Genomic DNA, 17515 nt, shown 5'->3' on the forward strand with positions numbered 1-17515 from the left:
GCCAGCCCTACGGTGGACCTCATGAGCGAGCCCAGCCACGAGACGGCGGGAGGCGAGGCCCTCGCGCCCTTCCTGCTGTCGGTCGACCACGTCGGGCTGGCGGTGCCCGACCTGGACGCCGCGATCGCCTTCCACCGCGACGTCCTCGGGCACCGGGTGGTCCACGAGGAGACCAACGCCGAGCAGGGGGTGCGCGAGGCGATGGTCGCGGTCGGCCCGGCCGACCCCCACGGCGGCGACCAGCCGACGATGCTGCAGCTGCTCGCCCCCACCGACCCGGGGTCGACGATCGCCCGGTTCCTCGAGCGCCACGGGCCCGGGCTGCAGCAGCTGGCCTACCGCGTGAACGACCTGGAGGCCGCCAGCGCCGTCCTCCGCGGCCGCGGGCTGCGGCTGCTCTACGACCAGCCGCGCCGCGGGACGGCGGGGTCGCGCATCAACTTCATCCACCCCAAGGACGCCGGTGGGGTGCTCGTGGAGCTCGTGGAGCCCGCCGGGTGACGACGCAGCGCACGCAGGACCCCCGGGCCCGGGCCGCGCGGCTGCGCGCCGCCGCGCGGGCCGTCCACCCGACGGCCGTCCCCCGGGCAGGGGTGCGGGCGGTCCAGCGCTGGCGCGACTTCCGGGTGCGTCAGCGCGAGCTGCTGGACGAGAGCAACCGGCTGCAGTCCGAGCTCTGGGCGCAGATCCACGCCGACCACCCGGAGGCGGCGGCCGCCGTCCACGCCGGCCCCGCCGCCGGCCCCCAGCCGTCGCTCCCCGCCGGCGTCGAGGGACAGCCGGCCCGGGTGGGCGGCCCGCCGCGCCGACCCACGCTGCTGTCGGCGTCGGCCTTCTCCATCGGCTTCACCGGGGCGCTCGGCGTGCTGCTGGCCTGGCTGCTGCTGCAGAACCTCACCCGGCTGTCCTCGGTGCTCACCTACCTGCTGGTCGCCGTCTTCCTCACCCTCGCGCTGAACCCGCTCGTCGAGTGGCTCACCCGCCGTGGGGTGAGCCGGCCGAGCAGCGTCTTCTGCGTCTTCATGAGCTTCGTCACGGTCGTGGGCGTGAGCGCGGTGACCCTGCTGCCGGGGGTCGTCGGGCAGGCGGTGACCCTCGTCGAGCGGGCCCCGGTGGTCCTGGACGAGCTGTCCGGCACGCCGTGGATGGTCGAGCTCGACCGGCGCTACGCCGTGAGCGAGCGCGCCACGACCGAGGTCGACCGGCTGCTCACCGAGAGCGACACCTGGACCGCGCTCTTCGGAGGGGTGCTGGGCGCGGCCGGGTGGGTCGCCGGCAGCCTCGTCGGGCTGCTGACCTCCGCCATCCTCACCCTCTACCTCCTGGCGACGCTGCCCTCGGTCAAGGACGCGGCCTACCGGCTGGTGCCGAGCAGCCGCCGCCCGCGTGTCGTCCGGCTGGCGGAGGAGATCATGCGCCGAGTCGGCGGGTATGCCCTCGGCCAGGCCACCGTGGCGACGATCAACGCGGTGTGCTCGTGGCTGATGATGCAGGTCCTCGGCATCCCCTACGCCGCCATCCTGGCCGTCTCGGTGGGTCTGCTGGGCCTCATCCCGCTCATCGGCGCCACCCTGGGCGCCGTCATCGTGGCCGTCTCGGCCCTGACCGTGTCACCGACGGTGGCGTTGGTCGTGCTCGTCTACTACGTCGTCTACCAGCAGCTGGAGAACTACTGGATCGTCCCGCGCATCATGAAGCGCACCGTCTCGGTGCCGGGGGCCGTCACCGTGGTCGCGGTGCTCGCGGGCGGCACGCTGCTCGGGGTCCTCGGCGCCCTCATCGCCATCCCCGTGGCCGCGGGTCTGCTCCTCATCTACGAGGAGGTCCTGGTCCCGCGCCAGGAGCGCCTCTAGGACCCCACCGAGCGCCGCGAGTGGTTGCCTGACACCCCACCGAGCGCCGCGAATGGTTGCCTGACACCCCACCGGGCGCCGCGAATGGTTGGCTGTCACCGACCGAGCGCCGCGAATGGTTGCCTTGTCACCGACCGAGCGCCACGAATGGTTGCCTTCACCAACCACCCGCGACGACCGGTGAAGGAGCGTCGGTCAGGCGAAGGAGCCGCCGAGCGACTGAGGCTGGGGCTGGGGCTGGGGCCATGAGCGGTAGCCGAGCAGCTCGGCGTCCCGCACGTAGCCGAACCCCTCGTACAGCGCGACAGCCGTCGCATTGATCTCGTCGACGACGAGGTTGACCGTGCCCTGTGAGGAGCGGGCGAGCAGCTCGCGCGAGATCGCTGCCAGCAGGCCCGGCGCGAGCCCCTGGCCGCGGTGCCCTGGCGCGATGGCCAGGAAGTCGAGGTAGCCGGCGCCGTCGGCCTGGATCTCCCCCGAGGCGTAGCCGGCGAGCTCGCCGTCGTGCTCGAGCACCAGGGTGGCCCGCCCCTCGTCCGCCAGCAGCTGGCTCGCGGTGGCGTAGGTGCCGGGGAAGGCAGCGTCGTGCAGCGCGGTCATCGCGGGCAGGTCCCCGGAGGTGGCGACCCTTGCGTCCGGCGCGTCGCCCGGCCAGCGGTGAGCCGTCGCAGGCGTGGCCTGGTAGGCAATGCTCACGCCCGTGGCGTGCCACCCCAGGTCAGCGGCGAGCCGCGCCATACCGGTGTGCGCCGGGGCCGCGCTCAGCTCGTGCTGCTCCACCCCCGGCGGTAGCTGGTCGATGGCCGCTCGTACGAGCGGGACGGCATACGCCGACCAGGTCTGCTCGTCGAGGGTCCACGGACCGTGAATCCAGCTGCGCATCGTCTCCTCGGGGTCGGCGTCGTGCAGCACGGCGCCGACGACCCGGCCGGAGGGTTCGACCGCCACCCGCAGAGTCTCCTGCCAAGGCGTGTCGAGGTCGTCGAGCTCGGCCCGCACTCCGTCGGCCTCGGTGCCGAGGTAGGCGCACGCCGTCGTCGGCGAGCTCTGGGCCGTCACGATGAGCGCCAGTGCGGCATCCTGCTGGTCCGCGTCGGCCCTGGTGATGGTCATGAGGGCAGGCTAGCGACGGCCGGGGCGGCCGGGCCAACCATTTCCGACGCTCGGTCGCGCCGCGGACACCCATTCACGGCGCTCGGTGGGTGACAAGCCAACCATTCACGACGCTCGGTGGGTGACAAGCCAACCACTCGCGGCGCTCGGTGGGTGGGGGGCGTCAGGCGAAGGACCCGCCCGGGCGGCGGCGCTCGCGGGCGGACCAGCAGACGGTATGCCAGTGGCGGCGGTTCTCGGCCTGCTGCATCCCCTCGGTGGGCCAGGCGACGGTGTGCGCCACGTCGGCGCGCACCTCCTGCTGGCACCCGGGGCACCGGTAGGCCCGGCCGCTGTCGTTGGGGCGCACCCGACGCACCGCCCACACCTGGCCGGCGTAGCGGACCTCCTCGACCCCGCGCCGCAGCGGGTCACCCACGCCGACCGGCCCCCCGCCCTGCCGGGCCCGCGGCCGGCCGCCCCGCCGCGGGCGGTTGGACCGGGGCACCGGCTCAGGCCGTGAAGGGCCGGTCGAGCAGGACGTGCTCGATGAGCAGCGGGGAGGGCGCCACGGACTCGCGCGGCAGCCCACCGGCCTCGGCCAGCTCCTCGCAGACGGTGAGGACCTCCTCGGCCCCGATCTGGTCGATCATCGCGAACGGCCCGACCGGGTAGCCCAGCCCGTACCGGAGGGCGGTGTCGATGTCCTCCACCCCCGCGTAGCCCTCGTCCAGCATCCGGACGGCGTCCATGAGGTGCGGCATGAGCAGCGCGTCGACCACCAGGCCGGGGCGGTCCCGGCAGACGACCGGCTCGGCGCCGATCGTCCGGACCAGGGCGCGCAGGATCTCGACGGTCTCCTCGTCGGTGGCGCTGGAGCGGCCGATCTCGACGACCTGGCCCTGGCCCGTGGGGGCGTGCACCCGGAGCACCGCCGCCCGCTCCGGCCGGCCGGAGAGCGCCCCGATGGCGACGGCGAGGTCCTCGCCGACGGTGGTGAGGACCGTGCGCTCCCCCACGACGTCGGCCAGCACCTCCCACAGCTCCTCCTGGACCGGTGTCACCGGCTGCGGCTCGGCGTCCGCGAGCTCGCTCTCGGGCGTCGCCGTCCCCGCCTCGACCACGACGTCCACCCCCGCCAGACCGGCCAGGTCGTCGCGATCCGCGGGGTCGGGGACGTGGGTGACGGCATACCCTCCCTCGCGCAGGCGGGAGACCAGCTCGTCGGCGATCTCGCCGCCGCCCACGACGCCCACGGCACCGACCTCGGGCGCGCTCCCGCCCGCCTCCGGCGCGTCGACGACCTTCCCGCTGCCGGCCCGGGCGTAGGTGTAGAACCCCTCGCCGCTCTTGCGACCGAGCAGCCCCGCGGTCACCATCCGCTCCAGCATCGGGCTCGGGGCGTGCATGGGGCTGCGGCTGTGGGCGTAGATGACGTCGCCGATGTGGTGGCAGACGTCGAGGCCGACGAGGTCCATGAGCGTGCAGGGACCCATCGGCAGCCCCGCCCCGACCCGCATGGCGGTGTCGAGGTCCTCCCGCGAGACGTGCCTCTGCTCGAGCATCCGCAGCGCCGACACGAAGTAGCCGAACAGCAGGTAGTTGGCGACGAACCCGGCGCGGTCGCCGACGACGACGGGCCGCTTGCCGATGCGCCCGGCCAGCTCCACCACCGCCTCCCGGACGGCGTCGTCGGTGCGCACGGTCGTGATGACCTCCACCAGCTGCAGGACGGGAGCGGGGTTGAAGAAGTGCATACCCACGACGCGCCCGGGGTATGCCGTCCCGGCGGCGATGCTGGTGATCGACAGGCTCGAGGTGTTGGACGCGAGCACGGCGTCGGGGGCGACGATGTCGTCCAGGGCGGAGAAGACCTCGTGCTTGAGGTCCAGGACCTCCGGGACGGCCTCGACGACGAGGTCGGCCGGCGCGAGGTCGGCCAGGGCCGTGGTGATGGTGACCCGGTCCAGGATCTCCTGCTGCCCGGCCTCGTCGAGCCTGCCCTTGGCGACCGCCCGGTCGGTGGAGGCCCGCAGGATGCCGCGACCCCGCTCGGCGAGCTCCTCGGTCGTCTCGACCCCGACGACCTGCACCCCTCCTCTCGCGAAGACCTCGACGATGCCGGCACCCATGGTGCCGAGCCCGATGACCCCGACGGTGGTGATCTGACGCATACCGGGCATCCTCTCATCACCCCCGGTTAGGGTGAGGCGCGTGCGTGTCGTGATCGCCCGGTGCTCGGTGGACTACCACGGAGCCCTCGAAGCCCACCTGCCCCTCGCCACCCGGCTGCTCATGGTCAAGGCCGACGGGTCGGTGCTCGTCCACTCCGACGGCGGGTCCTACAAGCCGCTGAACTGGATGGCCCCGCCGTGCTCGATGGCGCAGACCGACCCGGACGAGGTGGAGGCCGAGCAGGGCGTCACCCAGGTCTGGCAGGTCTCGCACGGCAAGCGCGACGACACCCTGCGGGTGAAGATCCACGAGGTGCTCTCCGACACCAGCCACGACCTCGGCGTCGACCCGGGGTTGGTCAAGGACGGCGTCGAGGCCCAGCTGCAGGCGCTGCTGGCCGAGCACATCACCACCCTCGGCGAGGACTGGACCCTGCTGCGCCGGGAGTTCCCCACCGCCATCGGCCCCGTGGACCTCCTGTGCCGCGACGCGGCCGGCACGACGGTGGCCGTGGAGATCAAGCGGCGCGGCGACATCGACGGCGTCGAGCAGCTGACCCGCTACCTCGAGCTGCTCAACCGCGACCCCCACCTCTCCCCGGTGCAGGGCGTCTTCGCCGCGCAGCTCATCAAGCCGCAGGCCAGGGTCCTCGCGACCGACCGCGGCATCCGCTGCGTCACGCTCGACTACGAGGCGCTGCGCGGCATCGACGACGCGGAGGCGCGGCTCTTCTGAGCTAGCGTGACCGCCATGACCGCCCTGTCCGTCGTGGTCCCGTGCTTCAACGAGCAGGGCACCCTCACCGAGCTGCACGCCCGCCTGGGCGACGTGGCGCGGGAGCTGGGCGTCGCCGACTCCCTCGAGATCGTGCTCGTCGACGACGGCTCGACCGACGACACCCTGCAGGTGGCCCGAGCGCTGGCCGCGCAGGACCCCCGGGTCGTCGTGCTGCGGCTGTCCCGCAACTTCGGCAAGGAGGCGGCGATGCTCGCCGGTCTCCGGCACGCCCGCGGCGAGAGCATCGCGATCATGGACGCCGACCTGCAGCACCCCCCGGAGCTGCTCACCTCGATGTACACCCTGCTGCGGACCACCGAGGTCGAGCAGGTCGTGGCCCGCCGCGACCGCGCCGACGACCCCTTCGTCCGGTCCCAGCTCTCCCGGCTCTACTACCGGCTCGTCAACGGGCTCATCGAGACGGTCCGCATCCAGGACGGGGTGGGCGACTTCCGGGTCACGAGCCGGCCGGTCCTCGACGCCCTGCTGGCGCTGCCCGAGCGCAACCGCTTCTCCAAGGGCCTGTTCTCCTGGGTCGGCTTCCCGACCGGCACGGTGAGCTACCGCAACGTGCAGCGCGGCAGCGGCCGCTCGGGCTGGACGCTGCGCTCGCTGCTGAACTACGGCATCGACGGGGCGCTCGCCTTCAACACGCGCCCCCTGCGTCTGCTCATGCACCTGGGCGGCTGGGCGGTGCTCGCCGCGCTGGGCTACCTGCTGTGGCTGCTCGTGGGCTACCTCCTCCACGGGGTCACCCAGCCCGGCTACATCACCACCATCGCGGTCATCACCGGGCTGTCCGGGGTGCAGCTGCTCGCCGTCGGGGTCATGGGCGAGTACGTCGGGCGGATCTACCAGGAGGTCAAGGCGCGGCCGAGCTACCTCGTCCACGAGGTCATCCGAGGTGAGGAGGGGCAGGACCCCGGTCCGGGCGGGGCCGGGGCCGTCGGGCCACGATGAGGAGCCTGCTGCGCTTCGTCGTCGTCGGGGTGGCCAACACGGCCGTCTACTACCTCCTCTACCGCCTGCTGCTGCTCGGTATGCCGTACGTCGCGGCCCACCTGCTCGCCTGGTCCGGGGCGGTCGTCTTCTCCTTCCTCGCCAACAGCCTGTTCACCTTCGGGGTGCGGCCGACCTGGCGGCGCTTCCTCGCCTACCCGGCCACCACGCTGGTCAACCTGGCCTTCACGACGGTCGGCTCGGTGCTGCTCGTCGAGGCGGTCGGCCTGGACGAGCGATACGCGACCCTCGTCATGGGCGTCGCCGCCGTGCCGGTCACCTTTCTGCTCACCCGCACCGTCCTCACCGCCGGTCGGGAGCCTGCTCCGCCGCGCGGCTGAGGGTGCGCTGCCACGTCGTCTCGCACCCGGTCGTCGTGTCGGTGGTGCGGTCCTCGCGCCGCTCGGCGTCGGTGAGCACGACACCGTCGGGGAGGTCGTAGAACCGGCGCAGGTCGCAGGCGTAGCGCAGGAGGTAGAAGGCGCGACGGTAGGCATACCCCTCCTCGGGCAGCTCCGGGACGACCACCTCCCCGGCCCCCGCCGTGCGCGCCGCCTCCACCTCGGCGACGAAGGTGTCGTAGGCGGCCGCGTTGCGCGCGGCGTGCTGCGAGGTGACCGCCACGTAGCCGGCCGCGGCGACGAGGGTGGCGGCCAGCGTGGCGGCGGTGAGCGCGCGGGCCGCCCGCGCCGTGCACGGGCCCCCGTCGGCGAGCGCGCCGAGGACCAGGAGCAGGGCGCAGGCCACCGCGAGGACGAGCGCGGTGACCGGCAGGAAGAAGGCGCGCTGCCCGCAGACCGAGGCCACGATGGGCACCCCGGCGGAGACGACGCCCGCGGCGGTGAGCGCCAGCACGGGGTATGCGGCGGCCGCCCCCCACGCGTCCACCACCAGCACGAGCACGCCCACCACGAGCACCACCGCCGCGGCGACGACGGCGAGCGCCAGCAGGGTGGCCGGGACGGCCGTGTCGGCGTCCGCGCACAGGTCGGCCAGACGCGGCCACCGGCGGCGGGCGAGCAGGAGCAGGAGCCAGGAGGCCGCGGCGGCCACCAGGGCGACCCGGCGGGGAGCCCGGCCGGAGAGCCGGACCGCGAGGAGCGCCAGGACCCCGAGGGCCAGCCACCACCCGAGGGTGAGGGAGGCGAACATGAGGGTGGTGCGGGACAGCGCCTGCAGCAGCGGCAGGGCGAGGTCCTCCTGGGCGGTGCGGCGCCAGAGGCCGGGGGCGGTGGCCAGCACGGCGAAGCCCAGCGCGGAGGCGACGATCGCCGCCCACGTGGACCGGGCGCGCCCACCTGCCGGTCGCCGCAGCGCGAGCGCGAGCACGGTCACCACGAGGGTGGCCACCGCGGACACCTCGTGACCGAGGTGGGCGTACACCACGACCGGCAGGGCCAGCCAGGTCACCCGGGGCGGGAGGGCACCGCTCACGGCTGCGCCGGCGACGAGGAAGGCCAGCGTGGCGAGCGGGTAGTTGGCCATGCCGGACACCCAGAGCAGGCCCTCGCCGGTGAGCCAGGAGTGCGCCTGGACGGCGAGGAAGGGCACGCCCAGCCCGATCACCGCCCGGACCAGCGGCCGGGTCCGGGGCGCACCCGTCATCCGCAGCCAGGGCCAGGTCGCGAGCCCCGACAACACCATGATCGCCACCCCGACGACCAGGGCCCCGGGCCGGCCGCCGAGCAGCACGAGCCGGGCGGCGGCGTCCGCGGCCCGGCCGTTGCGGTAGGTGTAGTCGAACTGCCACGTCGCGAGCCACCCCCGCACCGTGCGGGCGTCCCCGGGCTGCTCCCCCGCCATGGCGTGCAGCCAGTCGTCGCCGTGCGGGAAGCCGTGCCGCAGCACGAGCGCCCACCCCACCGCCGCCAGGGCCACCGCGAGCACGAGCACCACCGCCGCGGACCGGGCAGAGGTGGCCGGTCGGGGCCGGGGGGCGGGGTTCATCACCAGGACACGATGCCAGAGCCGCACGCCGGCTCGTGCCTCCGGGCGGCGCGCTGCGGCAGAATCGTCCCGTGACCCGCTCCGCCGCCATCGCCGCGCCCAACACCTACGCCACCGAGGCGGCCGCGCAGGCCCTGGCGTCCGGGGGGAACGCGCTGGACGCCGCGGTGGCCGCGATGCTGACCGCCACGGTCACCGAGCCCGGCGTCATCTCCACCCTGGGCGGGTGCTTCGTCAACGTCTGGGCTCCCGGGGAGGACCCGGTCGTCGTCGACGGCAACGTCGAGATGCCGGGACGCGGCATGAGCGCCGACCGGCGGGGGCAGGGTCTCATCGAGGCCGCGTCGGACTACGGCGGCGGGATGGTGACCTGGGTGGGGCCGGGGTCCGTCGCCACCCCCGGGATGCTGGCCGCGATGGGCTGGGCCCACCAGCGCTACGGCCGGGCGCCCTGGGCCGAGCTGCTCCAGCCCGCCGCGGACGTCGCCCGGGCCGGCTACCCCCTCAGCCGCACCGCGCAGTCCTACCTCGTCCTGGTCACCGACACCATCCTGGCGTGGGACCCGGCCACCCGGGCCCTGCTCACCGTGGACGGCGCCGCCCCGGCCGTCGGCCACCGCGTGGTCGACCCGGTGCTGGCCGACACCCTCGAGCACATCGGGGCGCAGGGCGCCGGCACCGCCTACCACGGCGACGTCGCCCGGGCGATCGACGCGGACATGCGCGCCCGCGGCGGGCTGCTCTCGCTGGTCGACCTCGAGGCCTACCAGCCGGTCGTGCGGCGGGCGCTGCGCAGCCGGCTGGGCCCCTGGGACCTCGCCTGCAACCCGCCGCCCTCCATCGGCGGCCCCGTCCTCACCGCGCTGCTGCGGCTGCTGGGGGCGGTCGAGGGGCCGATCGACCCGGCGCAGGCGGCGCTGGTCATGCGGGAGGTCCTCGACATCCGCCTCGACCGGATCGACACCGCGCACGACCTCGAGGCGGCCGGCGCCGAGCTGCTGCAGACGCTGCACCACATCGGCGCCACCGGGCTGCCGACCTCTCCCTCGACCGCGCACGTCTCGGTGGTCGACGCCGACGGCCTGGCGTGCGCGCTCACCGCGTCGGCGGGCTACGGCTCGGGGATGACGATCGCGGGCACCGGCCTGGTGGCCAACAACTCCCTCGGGGAGCTGGAGCTCAACCGGCACGGGCTGCACGCCCTCGCCCCCGGCACCCGGCTGGCCTCCAACATGGCTCCGACCACGGCCCGCCGGGAGGACGGCGCGGTGCTGGCCATCGGCACGCCCGGCGCCGACCGGATCACCACGGCGCTGGCGCAGGTGCTCACCCACCTGGCCCGCCACGGCGAGGACCTGCAGACGGCCGTGGACCAGCCGCGCATGCACCCCCGCCGGCTCGAGGACGGCACGACGCGCATCGACCACGAGCAGGACGCCCAGATCGCGGCCAGCCTGGACGCCGCCGGGCTGACCCGCCACGAGCACCCGCCGAGCTCGATGTACTTCGGCGGGGTGGGCGCGGCCCTGCGCGGCCCGGACGGCGCCCTCGGCGCCGCCGCGGACGCCCGCCGGGTGGCGGCCACGCTGGTCACCTGAGCGGGCACCGCCCGCGCATGGCAGCATGCAGGGCATGGTCAACCTCACGCGGATCTACACCCGGACCGGCGACGACGGCAGCACCGCCCTGGGCGACAACGGCCGGACCCGCAAGACCGACCCCCGGCTGGCGGCCTACGCCGACACCGACGAGACCAACGCGGTCATCGGGGTGGCCGTGGCCGGCGGCAACCTGCCCATCGAGGTGCAGGACACCCTCGCCCGCATCCAGAACGACCTCTTCGACGTCGGGGCCGACCTGTGCATGCCGCTGCGGGCGAGCTACGAGTGGGAGCCGCTGCGGGTGAAGGCGGCGTGGGTGGAGGAGCTGGAGGCCGACTGCGACCGCTACAACGCCGACCTGCCGGCGCTGCGCTCGTTCATCCTGCCCGGCGGCACCCCGGCCGCCGCCCTGCTGCACCAGGCGCGCACCGTCGCCCGGCGGGCCGAGCGCTCGACCTGGGCCGCCCTGGAGGCCTACGGCGACCAGCCGGCCGACGAGGGCGCGGACAAGGGCATGGGCGGGGTCAACCCGCTCACCGCGACCTACCTCAACCGGCTCTCGGACCTGCTGTTCATCCTGGCCCGGGTGGCGGGTCGCAGCGGCGAGGGCGACGTGCTCTGGAGGCCCGGCGGCGGCCGGGAGCAGCCCTCGCGCTGAGGCGGACCCGCCCCGTGGGGCGGGCCAGGGGGAGGTCAGGCGACGTGGGAGTTCCAGCCCGGCGGCACCGCCTCGACCCAGGAGCGCAGGGCGGTGTAGTGCTGCTCCCCCAGCGCCAGCTCGAACCGGGCCGTGCCGTAGCTCACCGGCACCCGGATGAGGGCGGCCCCGCCCAGCGCGGCGGCGTCGGCGGTCTCGAGCGGCCCGGCCACCCCCAGGTCGAGGTTGCCCCGCATCCACGGGCCGACGGACGGACCGCCTCGTCCCCGCAGGGAGAGACGGTCCTCGGTGAAACGCAGGGTGCCCCGGCGCCAGGGGCGCTCGGCGTCCCGGTAGGCCGCGGGCATCGGCGGGCACATGCTCCCGCGCTCCCCGGCGATCCGGAAGGTGAGCAGCCCGAGACCCAGGATGACCAGGGCCCCGACCAGGGCCATGAGCACCAGGACGATGGCACCGGCGCCGGTCATGAACGGTGGTGTGCCCGTCAGCCGGCGGCGGGGGCGGAGAGCGACCCGGCGTCGACCCGGTCGGCCACCACGACGACCTTGTCCTCGTCGACGGAGAGGAAGCCCCCGTCGATGGTGACCGCCTGCGGCGTGCCCCCCGTGTGGATGGTGACGTCCCCCTCGACGAGCACCGCGAGGACCGGCGTGTGACCGGGCAGGATGCCCAGGTCACCGTCGATGCTGCGGGCGCTCACCATGGAAGCCTCGCCCTCCCAGACCTTGCGGTCCGCGGCGACCAGCTCGACCTGCAGTGCACTCACGAGATGTCCCTTCGATGACGGTTCAAGGATCGAGTCTACCGGCCCGGCCCGAGGACCCGGAACGCGACCGGTCACGCTCCACCGGGGCGACCTCGACCGCCCCGGTGCGGCGGTTGATGGCCGACATGCCGTGGTAGACGAGCAGCGCCGCGCCGGTGCCGAGGGCGATCCCCTCGAAGCTCAGCGCGCCCGCGTCCCACGTGTAGTTGGCGATGCCCACGACCAGGGCCACCGCCGCGGTCGACAGGTTGATCGGGTTGCCGAAGTCGACCCGGTGCTCGACCCAGATGCGGACGCCCAGGACCCCGATCATGCCGTAGAGCACGGTGGCGGCGCCGCCGAGCACCCCGGCCGGCACGGTCTGGATGAGGGCCCCGAACTTCGGCAGGAAGGCCAGGGCCACCGCCGTGAGGGCGGCGACCCAGTAGGCCGCGGTGGAGTAGACCCGGGTGGCGGCCATGACCCCGATGTTCTCGGCGTAGGTCGTCGTGCCCGAGCCGCCGCCGGCCCCGGCCAGGGTGGTCGCCAGGCCGTCCGAGAGCAGCGTGCGGCCCAGCATGTGGTCCAGGGCGTCCGCGGACTCCCCGGTCATCTGCGCCACCGACTTCACGTGCCCGATGTTCTCCGCCACGAGCACGAGCACGACGGGCACGAAGAGCCCGACGACGCCGAGGTGGAACTCGGGCGCCATGAGCGGCGGCGCGCCCAGCCACCCCGCCTCGCCGACGACGGCCAGGTCGACCTCTCCGCGGGCCAGTGCCACGGCATACCCGACGAGCACGCCGAGCAGGATCGACAGCCGGCCCAGCAGCCCGCGGAAGAGCACGGTGCAGAGCAGGATCGCGGCGAGCGTGGCGAGGGCGGTGACCGGTGCCTGCTCCACGTTGCCCCACGCCGCCGGCGCGAGGTTGAGGCCGATGAGCGCCACGATCGCCCCGGTCACGGTGGGAGGCATGAGGCGGGCGATCCAGCCGTGCCCGACGAGCTGCACCAGGACCCCCACCAGGGCCAGCCCGACCCCGGCGATCACCACCCCGCCGAGCGCCCCCGCGGGCCCGTGCTCGGCCTGGGCCGCGGCGATGGGCGCGAGGAAGGCGAAGCTGGACCCCAGGTAGGACGGCACCTGGTTCTGGGTGACGAGGAGGAACAGCACCGTCCCCAGCCCGCTGAAGAGCAGCGTGGTGCTGGGCGGGAAGCCGGTGATGAGCGGCACGAGGAAGGTCGCGCCGAACATCGCGACGACGTGCTGCATGCCGATGCCGATGGTCGGCACCCACGCGAGCCGCTCCCGGGGCCCGACGACCTCCCCCGGGGTGATCCGACGGCCGTCTCCGTGCACGGTCCACATGGCTGGTCTCCTCGCTGGTCGTTCTGGCCTCCCTGATCCGCACCGGACGTGCGGTCAGCACGCACCGGACGCGCGGTCAGCACGCACCGGACGCGCGGTCAGCACGCACCGGACGCGCGGTCAGCACGCACCGGACGCGTCTGCGTCGCCGGGCGCAGTCAGGCCCCGGTGCCCGCGTCCGCGGGTGCCGGGGCCTGACTCAGGCGACGGGCGTGCTCAGCTGTTCTTCTCCAGCTCGGCGGCCTGGCGCTCGACGTCCTCGAGCCCACCGCACATGAAGAAGGCCTGCTCGGGCACGTGGTCGTAGTCGCCGTCGGCCACCTTGGTGAAGGCCTCGATGGTCTCCGACAGCGGGACGGTCGAGCCCTCGATGCCGGTGAACTGCTTGGCGACGTAGGTGTTCTGCGACAGGAAGCGCTGGATCCGGCGGGCGCGACCGACGAGGATCTTGTCCTCCTCGGAGAGCTCGTCGATGCCCAGGATCGCGATGATGTCCTGCAGCTCCTTGTAGCGCTGCAGGATCGACTTGATCCGCACGGCCGTGTCGTAGTGCTCCCGGCTGATGTAGCGCGGGTCGAGGATCCGGCTGGTCGAGGTCAGCGGGTCCACGGCCGGGTAGATGCCCATCGAGGCGATCGGGCGCGAGAGCTCGGTCGTGGCGTCCAGGTGGGCGAAGGTCGTCGCCGGGGCCGGGTCGGTGTAGTCGTCGGCCGGCACGTAGATGGCCTGCATCGAGGTGATCGAGTGACCGCGCGTCGAGGTGATGCGCTCCTGCAGGGTGCCCATCTCGTCCGCCAGGTTGGGCTGGTAGCCCACGGCCGAGGGCATCCGCCCGAGCAGGGTGGACACCTCGGACCCGGCCTGGGTGAACCGGAAGATGTTGTCGATGAAGAGCAGCACGTCCTGCTTCTGGACGTCGCGGAAGTACTCCGCCATCGTCAGCGCGGACAGCGCGACGCGCAGCCGGGTGCCCGGCGGCTCGTCCATCTGTCCGAAGACCAGGGCGGTCTGACCGAGGACCCCGGCCTCCTCCATCTCGACGATGAGGTCGTTGCCCTCACGGGTCCGCTCCCCGACACCGGCGAAGACCGACACACCACCGTGGTCGCGGGCGACGCGGGCGATCATCTCCTGGATGAGCACCGTCTTGCCCACGCCGGCGCCGCCGAACAGGCCGATCTTGCCGCCCTGGACGTAGGGGGTCAGCAGGTCGATGACCTTGATGCCGGTCTCGAACATCTGGGTCTTGGACTCCAGCTGGTCGAAGGCCGGTGCCTGGCGGTGGATGCCCCACCGCTCGCTGACCTCGAGGGTCTCGCCCTCGGGCAGGTCGAGCACGTCGCCGGTGGCGTTGAAGACGTGACCGAGGGTGACGTCGCCGACCGGCACCGTGATGGGGCCGCCGGTGTCCTGCACCTTCGCGCCGCGCACGAGGCCGTCGGTGGGCTGCAGGGAGATGGCCCGCACCATGTTGTCGCCGATGTCCTGGGCGACCTCGAGGTTGACGGTCTTGGTCTCCCCGCCGATCTCGACCTCGGTCTTGAGCAGGTTGTAGAGCGCCGGCATCTGCCCCGGGGGGAACTCGACGTCGACGACGGGGCCGATGATCCGGGCCAGGCGACCCACGGCGCCCTGGGTCTGCTCCGTGGTGGGAGCCTCGGTGGTGGCAGTCATGGCTGCGTGCTTCCTCTCACTTGGCGTCGGCGAGGGCGCTCGCGCCGCCCACGATTTCGCTGATCTCTTGGGTGATCTCGGCCTGGCGGGCCTGGTTGGCAAGACGCGTGTAGGTCTTGATGAGCTCCTCGGCGTTGTCCGTCGCCGACTTCATCGCCCGCTGGCGGGCGGCGAGCTCGGACGCGGCGGACTGGAGCAGGGCGTTCCAGATCCGCGAGGTGATGTAGCGCGGGAGCAGGGCGTCGAGCACCTCGGCGGCGTCCGGCTCGAACTCGTAGAGCGGGAAGCCGTTCTCCGGCGTGCGCGGCGCGGCGTCCTCGACGACCTCCAGCGGCAGCAGGCGGGTGACCTGCACCTCCTGGGTCACCATGTTGACGAACCGGGTGTAGACGAGGTGGATCTCGTCGACCCCGCCCTCGTCGGTGCCCTTGGTGAACTCACCGATGAGCCGCTCGGAGATCTCCTGGGCCACGTCGAAGGTCGGGGAGTCGGAGAAGCCGCTCCACGAGTCCTCGAAGGGCCGGTTGCGGAAGGAGTAGTAGGACTCCGCCTTGCGTCCGGTGAGGAAGGGAACGTACTCCATCCCCGACTCCTCGACGAGCTCGCGCAGCTGCTCGCTGCGCTTGAGCACGTTGGCCGCGTAGGCACCGGCCAGGCCGCGGTCGGAGGTGATGACGAGCACCCCCGCGCGGCGCGGCTGCTCCCGCTTGGTGGTCAGCGGGTGGTCGACGTCGGCGTGGGTCGCGACGGCCGAGGCGGCCCGGGTGATCGCCCGGGCGTACGGCGTCGTCTCCGCGACCCGCTGCCGGGCCTTGACCACCCGCGAGGCGGCGATGAGCTCCATCGCCCGGGTGATCTTCTTGGTCGACTGGACGGACCGGCTGCGCTGGCGGTACTCCCGCTGCTGCGCTCCCATATCTCGCCTCTCTCGTTGGCTCTGGTGGTCGGTCGGATCGCTGGGGCGTGCCCCGGTCAGCTGCGCTGGACGGTCAGCTGCTCCTGGTCGACCTCGTCGTCACCCATGGCGTCGACGGAGTCGTCCTCGGCGGAGCCGACACCGACCTCGGCGCTGTCGTCAGGGGTGAACTCGGACTGGAAGGCGCTCATGGCCTCGCCCAGCGCGGCGGCGGTGTCGTCCCCGAGCTTGCCGCTCTCGCGGATCCCGGCGAGCAGCCCGTCGTGCTCCCGGCGCAGGAACTCGACCCACTCCGACTCGAAGCGGCGCACGTCGCTGACGGGCACCTCGTCGATGTGGCCGTTGGTGCCGGCCCAGATGATGGCGACCTGGTCCTCCACCGAGACCGGGGAGGACTGCGGCTGCTTGAGGATCTCGACCATGCGCGCGCCGCGGGCCAGCTGGGCCTTGGAGGCGTCGTCGAGGTCGGAGGCGAACATCGCGAAGGCCTCCATCTCGCGGAACTGCGCGAGGTCGACCTTGAGCCGGCCGGAGACCGACTTCATCGCCTTGATCTGCGCGGCTCCGCCGACCCGCGAGACCGACACACCCACGTCGATCGCCGGTCGCACGTTGGAGTTGAACAGGTCCGCCTGCAGGTAGATCTGCCCGTCGGTGATGGAGATGACGTTGGTCGGGATGTAGGCCGACACGTCACCCGCCTTGGTCTCGATGATCGGCAGCCCGGTCATCGACCCGGCGCCCATCTCGTCGGACAGCTTCGCGCAACGCTCGAGCAGCCGGGAGTGCAGGTAGAACACGTCGCCGGGGTAGGCCTCGCGGCCCGGCGGGCGGCGCAGCAGCAGCGACACCGCGCGGTAGGCCTCGGCCTGCTTGGACAGGTCGTCGAAGACGATGAGGACGTGCTTGCCGTCGTACATCCAGTGCTGGCCGATGGCCGAGCCGGTGTAGGGGGCGAGGTACTTGAAGCCGGCGGCGTCCGAGGCGGGGGCGGCCACGATGGTGGTGTAGTCCAGCGCGCCGTTCTCCTCCAGGGTCCCGCGCACCGAGGCGATGGTCGAGCCCTTCTGGCCGATCGCGACGTAGATGCAGCGCACCTGCTTGTCCGGGTCGCCGGACTCCCAGTTGGACTTCTGGTTGAGGATGGTGTCGATGGCCACGGCGGTCTTGCCGGTCTGCCGGTCGCCGATGATGAGCTGGCGCTGCCCGCGGCCGATGGGGATCATCGCGTCGATCGCCTTGATGCCGGTCTGCAGCGGCTCGTGCACCGACTTGCGCGCCATGACCCCGGGGGCCTGCAGCTCCAGGGCCCGGCGACCCTCGGTCTCGATGTCCCCCATCCCGTCGATGGGCTGGCCGAGCGGGTTGACGACGCGGCCGAGGTAGCCGTCGCCGACCGGGACCGAGAGGACCTCGCCGGTGCGCCGGACGTCCTGGCCCTCCTCGATGCCGGAGAAGTCGCCCAGCACGATGACACCGACCTCGTGGACGTCCAGGTTCAGGGCCAGGCCGAGGGTGCCGTCGGCGAACTCGAGCAGCTCGTTGGTCATCACCGAGGGCAGGCCCTCGACGTGGGCGATGCCGTCGCTGGCGTCGACCACCCGGCCGACCTCTTCGCGTGAGGCCGAGCCCGGCTCGTAGGACTTGACGAACTGGTCCAGCGCGTCCCGGATCTCCTCCGGACGGATCGAAAGCTCCGTCATGATTCT

Annotated in this window: 17 protein-coding genes; 7 read left to right on the forward strand and 10 right to left on the reverse strand. The window is 73.2% G+C overall.

The features are described 5' to 3' along the window. Window positions 1-21 precede the first annotated feature (21 nt). Complete coding sequence (gene mce / locus AVL62_RS06265; RefSeq protein ID WP_058890789.1) at window positions 22-501, forward strand: methylmalonyl-CoA epimerase; 480 nt, start codon at window positions 22-24, stop codon at window positions 499-501. Further along, the gene (locus AVL62_RS06270) at window positions 498-1853 is read left to right on the forward strand and encodes an AI-2E family transporter (RefSeq protein WP_083518749.1); all 1356 of its coding nucleotides are present in this window, start codon (window positions 498-500) and stop codon (window positions 1851-1853) included. Before mce ends, AVL62_RS06270 begins: the two co-directional genes overlap by 4 nt. 195 nt (window positions 1854-2048) lie before the next feature. Here AVL62_RS06270 and AVL62_RS06275 read toward each other — a convergent pair whose 3' ends face one another. The 3 genes from AVL62_RS06275 to AVL62_RS06285 all read right to left on the reverse strand — a co-directional run bounded on the left by AVL62_RS06275 (window position 2049) and on the right by AVL62_RS06285 (window position 5119). Beyond that, window positions 2049-2966: a GNAT family N-acetyltransferase gene (locus AVL62_RS06275; RefSeq protein WP_058890790.1), complete on the reverse strand. Its 918-nt coding sequence runs from the start codon at window positions 2964-2966 to the stop codon at window positions 2049-2051. 163 nt (window positions 2967-3129) lie between these two features. Beyond that, complete coding sequence (locus AVL62_RS06280) at window positions 3130-3453, reverse strand: hypothetical protein (protein ID WP_083518750.1); 324 nt, start codon at window positions 3451-3453, stop codon at window positions 3130-3132. A gap of 4 nt (window positions 3454-3457) precedes the next feature. Beyond that, a complete protein-coding gene (locus AVL62_RS06285; protein ID WP_058890791.1) occupies window positions 3458-5119 on the reverse strand; it encodes a 3-hydroxyacyl-CoA dehydrogenase family protein in 1662 nt (553 codons plus the stop codon). A 40-nt stretch (window positions 5120-5159) separates the two neighbouring features. On the opposite strand from AVL62_RS06285, the gene nucS reads away from it, so the two are divergent. The 3 genes from nucS to AVL62_RS06300 are packed head-to-tail and all read left to right on the forward strand — an operon-like array spanning window position 5160 to window position 7237. Continuing rightward, window positions 5160-5855, forward strand: a complete 696-nt coding sequence (gene nucS, locus AVL62_RS06290) for an endonuclease NucS (protein WP_058890792.1) — start codon at window positions 5160-5162, stop codon at window positions 5853-5855. 15 nt (window positions 5856-5870) lie between these two features. Next, window positions 5871-6857 (forward strand): glycosyltransferase family 2 protein, encoded by a 987-nt coding sequence (locus tag AVL62_RS06295; protein ID WP_058890947.1) that lies wholly within the window; start codon window positions 5871-5873, stop codon window positions 6855-6857. Continuing rightward, a complete protein-coding gene (locus AVL62_RS06300; RefSeq protein ID WP_058890793.1) occupies window positions 6854-7237 on the forward strand; it encodes a GtrA family protein in 384 nt (127 codons plus the stop codon). The genes AVL62_RS06295 and AVL62_RS06300 overlap by 4 nt, the downstream gene beginning before the upstream one ends. Here AVL62_RS06300 and AVL62_RS06305 read toward each other — a convergent pair. Further along, window positions 7200-8843: a DUF6056 family protein gene (locus tag AVL62_RS06305; RefSeq protein ID WP_058890794.1), complete on the reverse strand. Its 1644-nt coding sequence runs from the start codon at window positions 8841-8843 to the stop codon at window positions 7200-7202. The genes AVL62_RS06300 and AVL62_RS06305 overlap by 38 nt on opposite strands. 71 nt (window positions 8844-8914) lie before the next feature. Here AVL62_RS06305 and AVL62_RS06310 point away from each other — a divergent pair, with 71 nt between their 5' ends. Beyond that, a complete protein-coding gene (locus AVL62_RS06310; protein ID WP_058890795.1) occupies window positions 8915-10441 on the forward strand; it encodes a gamma-glutamyltransferase in 1527 nt (508 codons plus the stop codon). A gap of 34 nt (window positions 10442-10475) precedes the next feature. Next, the gene (locus tag AVL62_RS06315; RefSeq protein ID WP_058890948.1) at window positions 10476-11102 is read left to right on the forward strand and encodes a cob(I)yrinic acid a,c-diamide adenosyltransferase; all 627 of its coding nucleotides are present in this window, start codon (window positions 10476-10478) and stop codon (window positions 11100-11102) included. A gap of 35 nt (window positions 11103-11137) precedes the next feature. Here AVL62_RS06315 and AVL62_RS06320 read toward each other — a convergent pair whose 3' ends face one another. From AVL62_RS06320 to atpA, 6 genes are all read right to left on the reverse strand, one after another. Next, window positions 11138-11569: a DUF2550 family protein gene (locus AVL62_RS06320; RefSeq protein ID WP_058890796.1), complete on the reverse strand. Its 432-nt coding sequence runs from the start codon at window positions 11567-11569 to the stop codon at window positions 11138-11140. Window positions 11570-11586: 17 nt separating this feature from the next. After that, on the reverse strand, window positions 11587-11868 hold the full coding sequence (locus AVL62_RS06325) for a F0F1 ATP synthase subunit epsilon (RefSeq protein WP_058890797.1): 282 nt from the start codon (window positions 11866-11868) through the stop codon (window positions 11587-11589). Between the two features lie 22 nt (window positions 11869-11890). Beyond that, on the reverse strand, window positions 11891-13216 hold the full coding sequence (locus AVL62_RS06330; RefSeq protein ID WP_058890798.1) for a uracil-xanthine permease family protein: 1326 nt from the start codon (window positions 13214-13216) through the stop codon (window positions 11891-11893). Window positions 13217-13432: 216 nt separating this feature from the next. Continuing rightward, a complete protein-coding gene (gene atpD, locus AVL62_RS06335) occupies window positions 13433-14890 on the reverse strand; it encodes a F0F1 ATP synthase subunit beta (RefSeq protein WP_058890799.1) in 1458 nt (485 codons plus the stop codon). Between the two features lie 16 nt (window positions 14891-14906). Further along, entirely contained in the window at window positions 14907-15806 is a 900-nt protein-coding gene (locus tag AVL62_RS06340) for a F0F1 ATP synthase subunit gamma (protein WP_058890800.1), read from the reverse strand. A gap of 56 nt (window positions 15807-15862) precedes the next feature. After that, a complete protein-coding gene (gene atpA / locus AVL62_RS06345; protein WP_058890801.1) occupies window positions 15863-17509 on the reverse strand; it encodes a F0F1 ATP synthase subunit alpha in 1647 nt (548 codons plus the stop codon). Window positions 17510-17515: the final 6 nt, after the last annotated feature.

The sequence above is a fragment of the Serinicoccus chungangensis genome, assembly GCF_001483745.1.
GTDB classification, from domain to species: Bacteria; Actinomycetota; Actinomycetes; order Actinomycetales; family Dermatophilaceae; genus Ornithinicoccus; species Ornithinicoccus chungangensis_A.

What these genes read in the sequence shown, in the direction of transcription:
- mce (WP_058890789.1), top strand. Translation starts at nt 22, where the DNA reads ATGAGCGAGCCCAGCCACGAGACGGCGGGAGGCGAGGCCCTCGCGCCC.
- AVL62_RS06275 (WP_058890790.1), bottom strand. Translation starts at nt 2,966, where the DNA reads ATGACCATCACCAGGGCCGACGCGGACCAGCAGGATGCCGCACTGGCG.
- AVL62_RS06285 (WP_058890791.1), bottom strand. Translation starts at nt 5,119, where the DNA reads ATGCGTCAGATCACCACCGTCGGGGTCATCGGGCTCGGCACCATGGGT.
- AVL62_RS06295 (WP_058890947.1), top strand. Translation starts at nt 5,871, where the DNA reads ATGACCGCCCTGTCCGTCGTGGTCCCGTGCTTCAACGAGCAGGGCACC.
- AVL62_RS06300 (WP_058890793.1), top strand. Translation starts at nt 6,854, where the DNA reads ATGAGGAGCCTGCTGCGCTTCGTCGTCGTCGGGGTGGCCAACACGGCC.
- AVL62_RS06305 (WP_058890794.1), bottom strand. Translation starts at nt 8,843, where the DNA reads ATGAACCCCGCCCCCCGGCCCCGACCGGCCACCTCTGCCCGGTCCGCG.
- AVL62_RS06315 (WP_058890948.1), top strand. Translation starts at nt 10,476, where the DNA reads ATGGTCAACCTCACGCGGATCTACACCCGGACCGGCGACGACGGCAGC.
- AVL62_RS06320 (WP_058890796.1), bottom strand. Translation starts at nt 11,569, where the DNA reads ATGACCGGCGCCGGTGCCATCGTCCTGGTGCTCATGGCCCTGGTCGGG.
- AVL62_RS06330 (WP_058890798.1), bottom strand. Translation starts at nt 13,216, where the DNA reads ATGTGGACCGTGCACGGAGACGGCCGTCGGATCACCCCGGGGGAGGTC.
- atpD (WP_058890799.1), bottom strand. Translation starts at nt 14,890, where the DNA reads ATGACTGCCACCACCGAGGCTCCCACCACGGAGCAGACCCAGGGCGCC.
- AVL62_RS06340 (WP_058890800.1), bottom strand. Translation starts at nt 15,806, where the DNA reads ATGGGAGCGCAGCAGCGGGAGTACCGCCAGCGCAGCCGGTCCGTCCAG.
- atpA (WP_058890801.1), bottom strand. Translation starts at nt 17,509, where the DNA reads ATGACGGAGCTTTCGATCCGTCCGGAGGAGATCCGGGACGCGCTGGAC.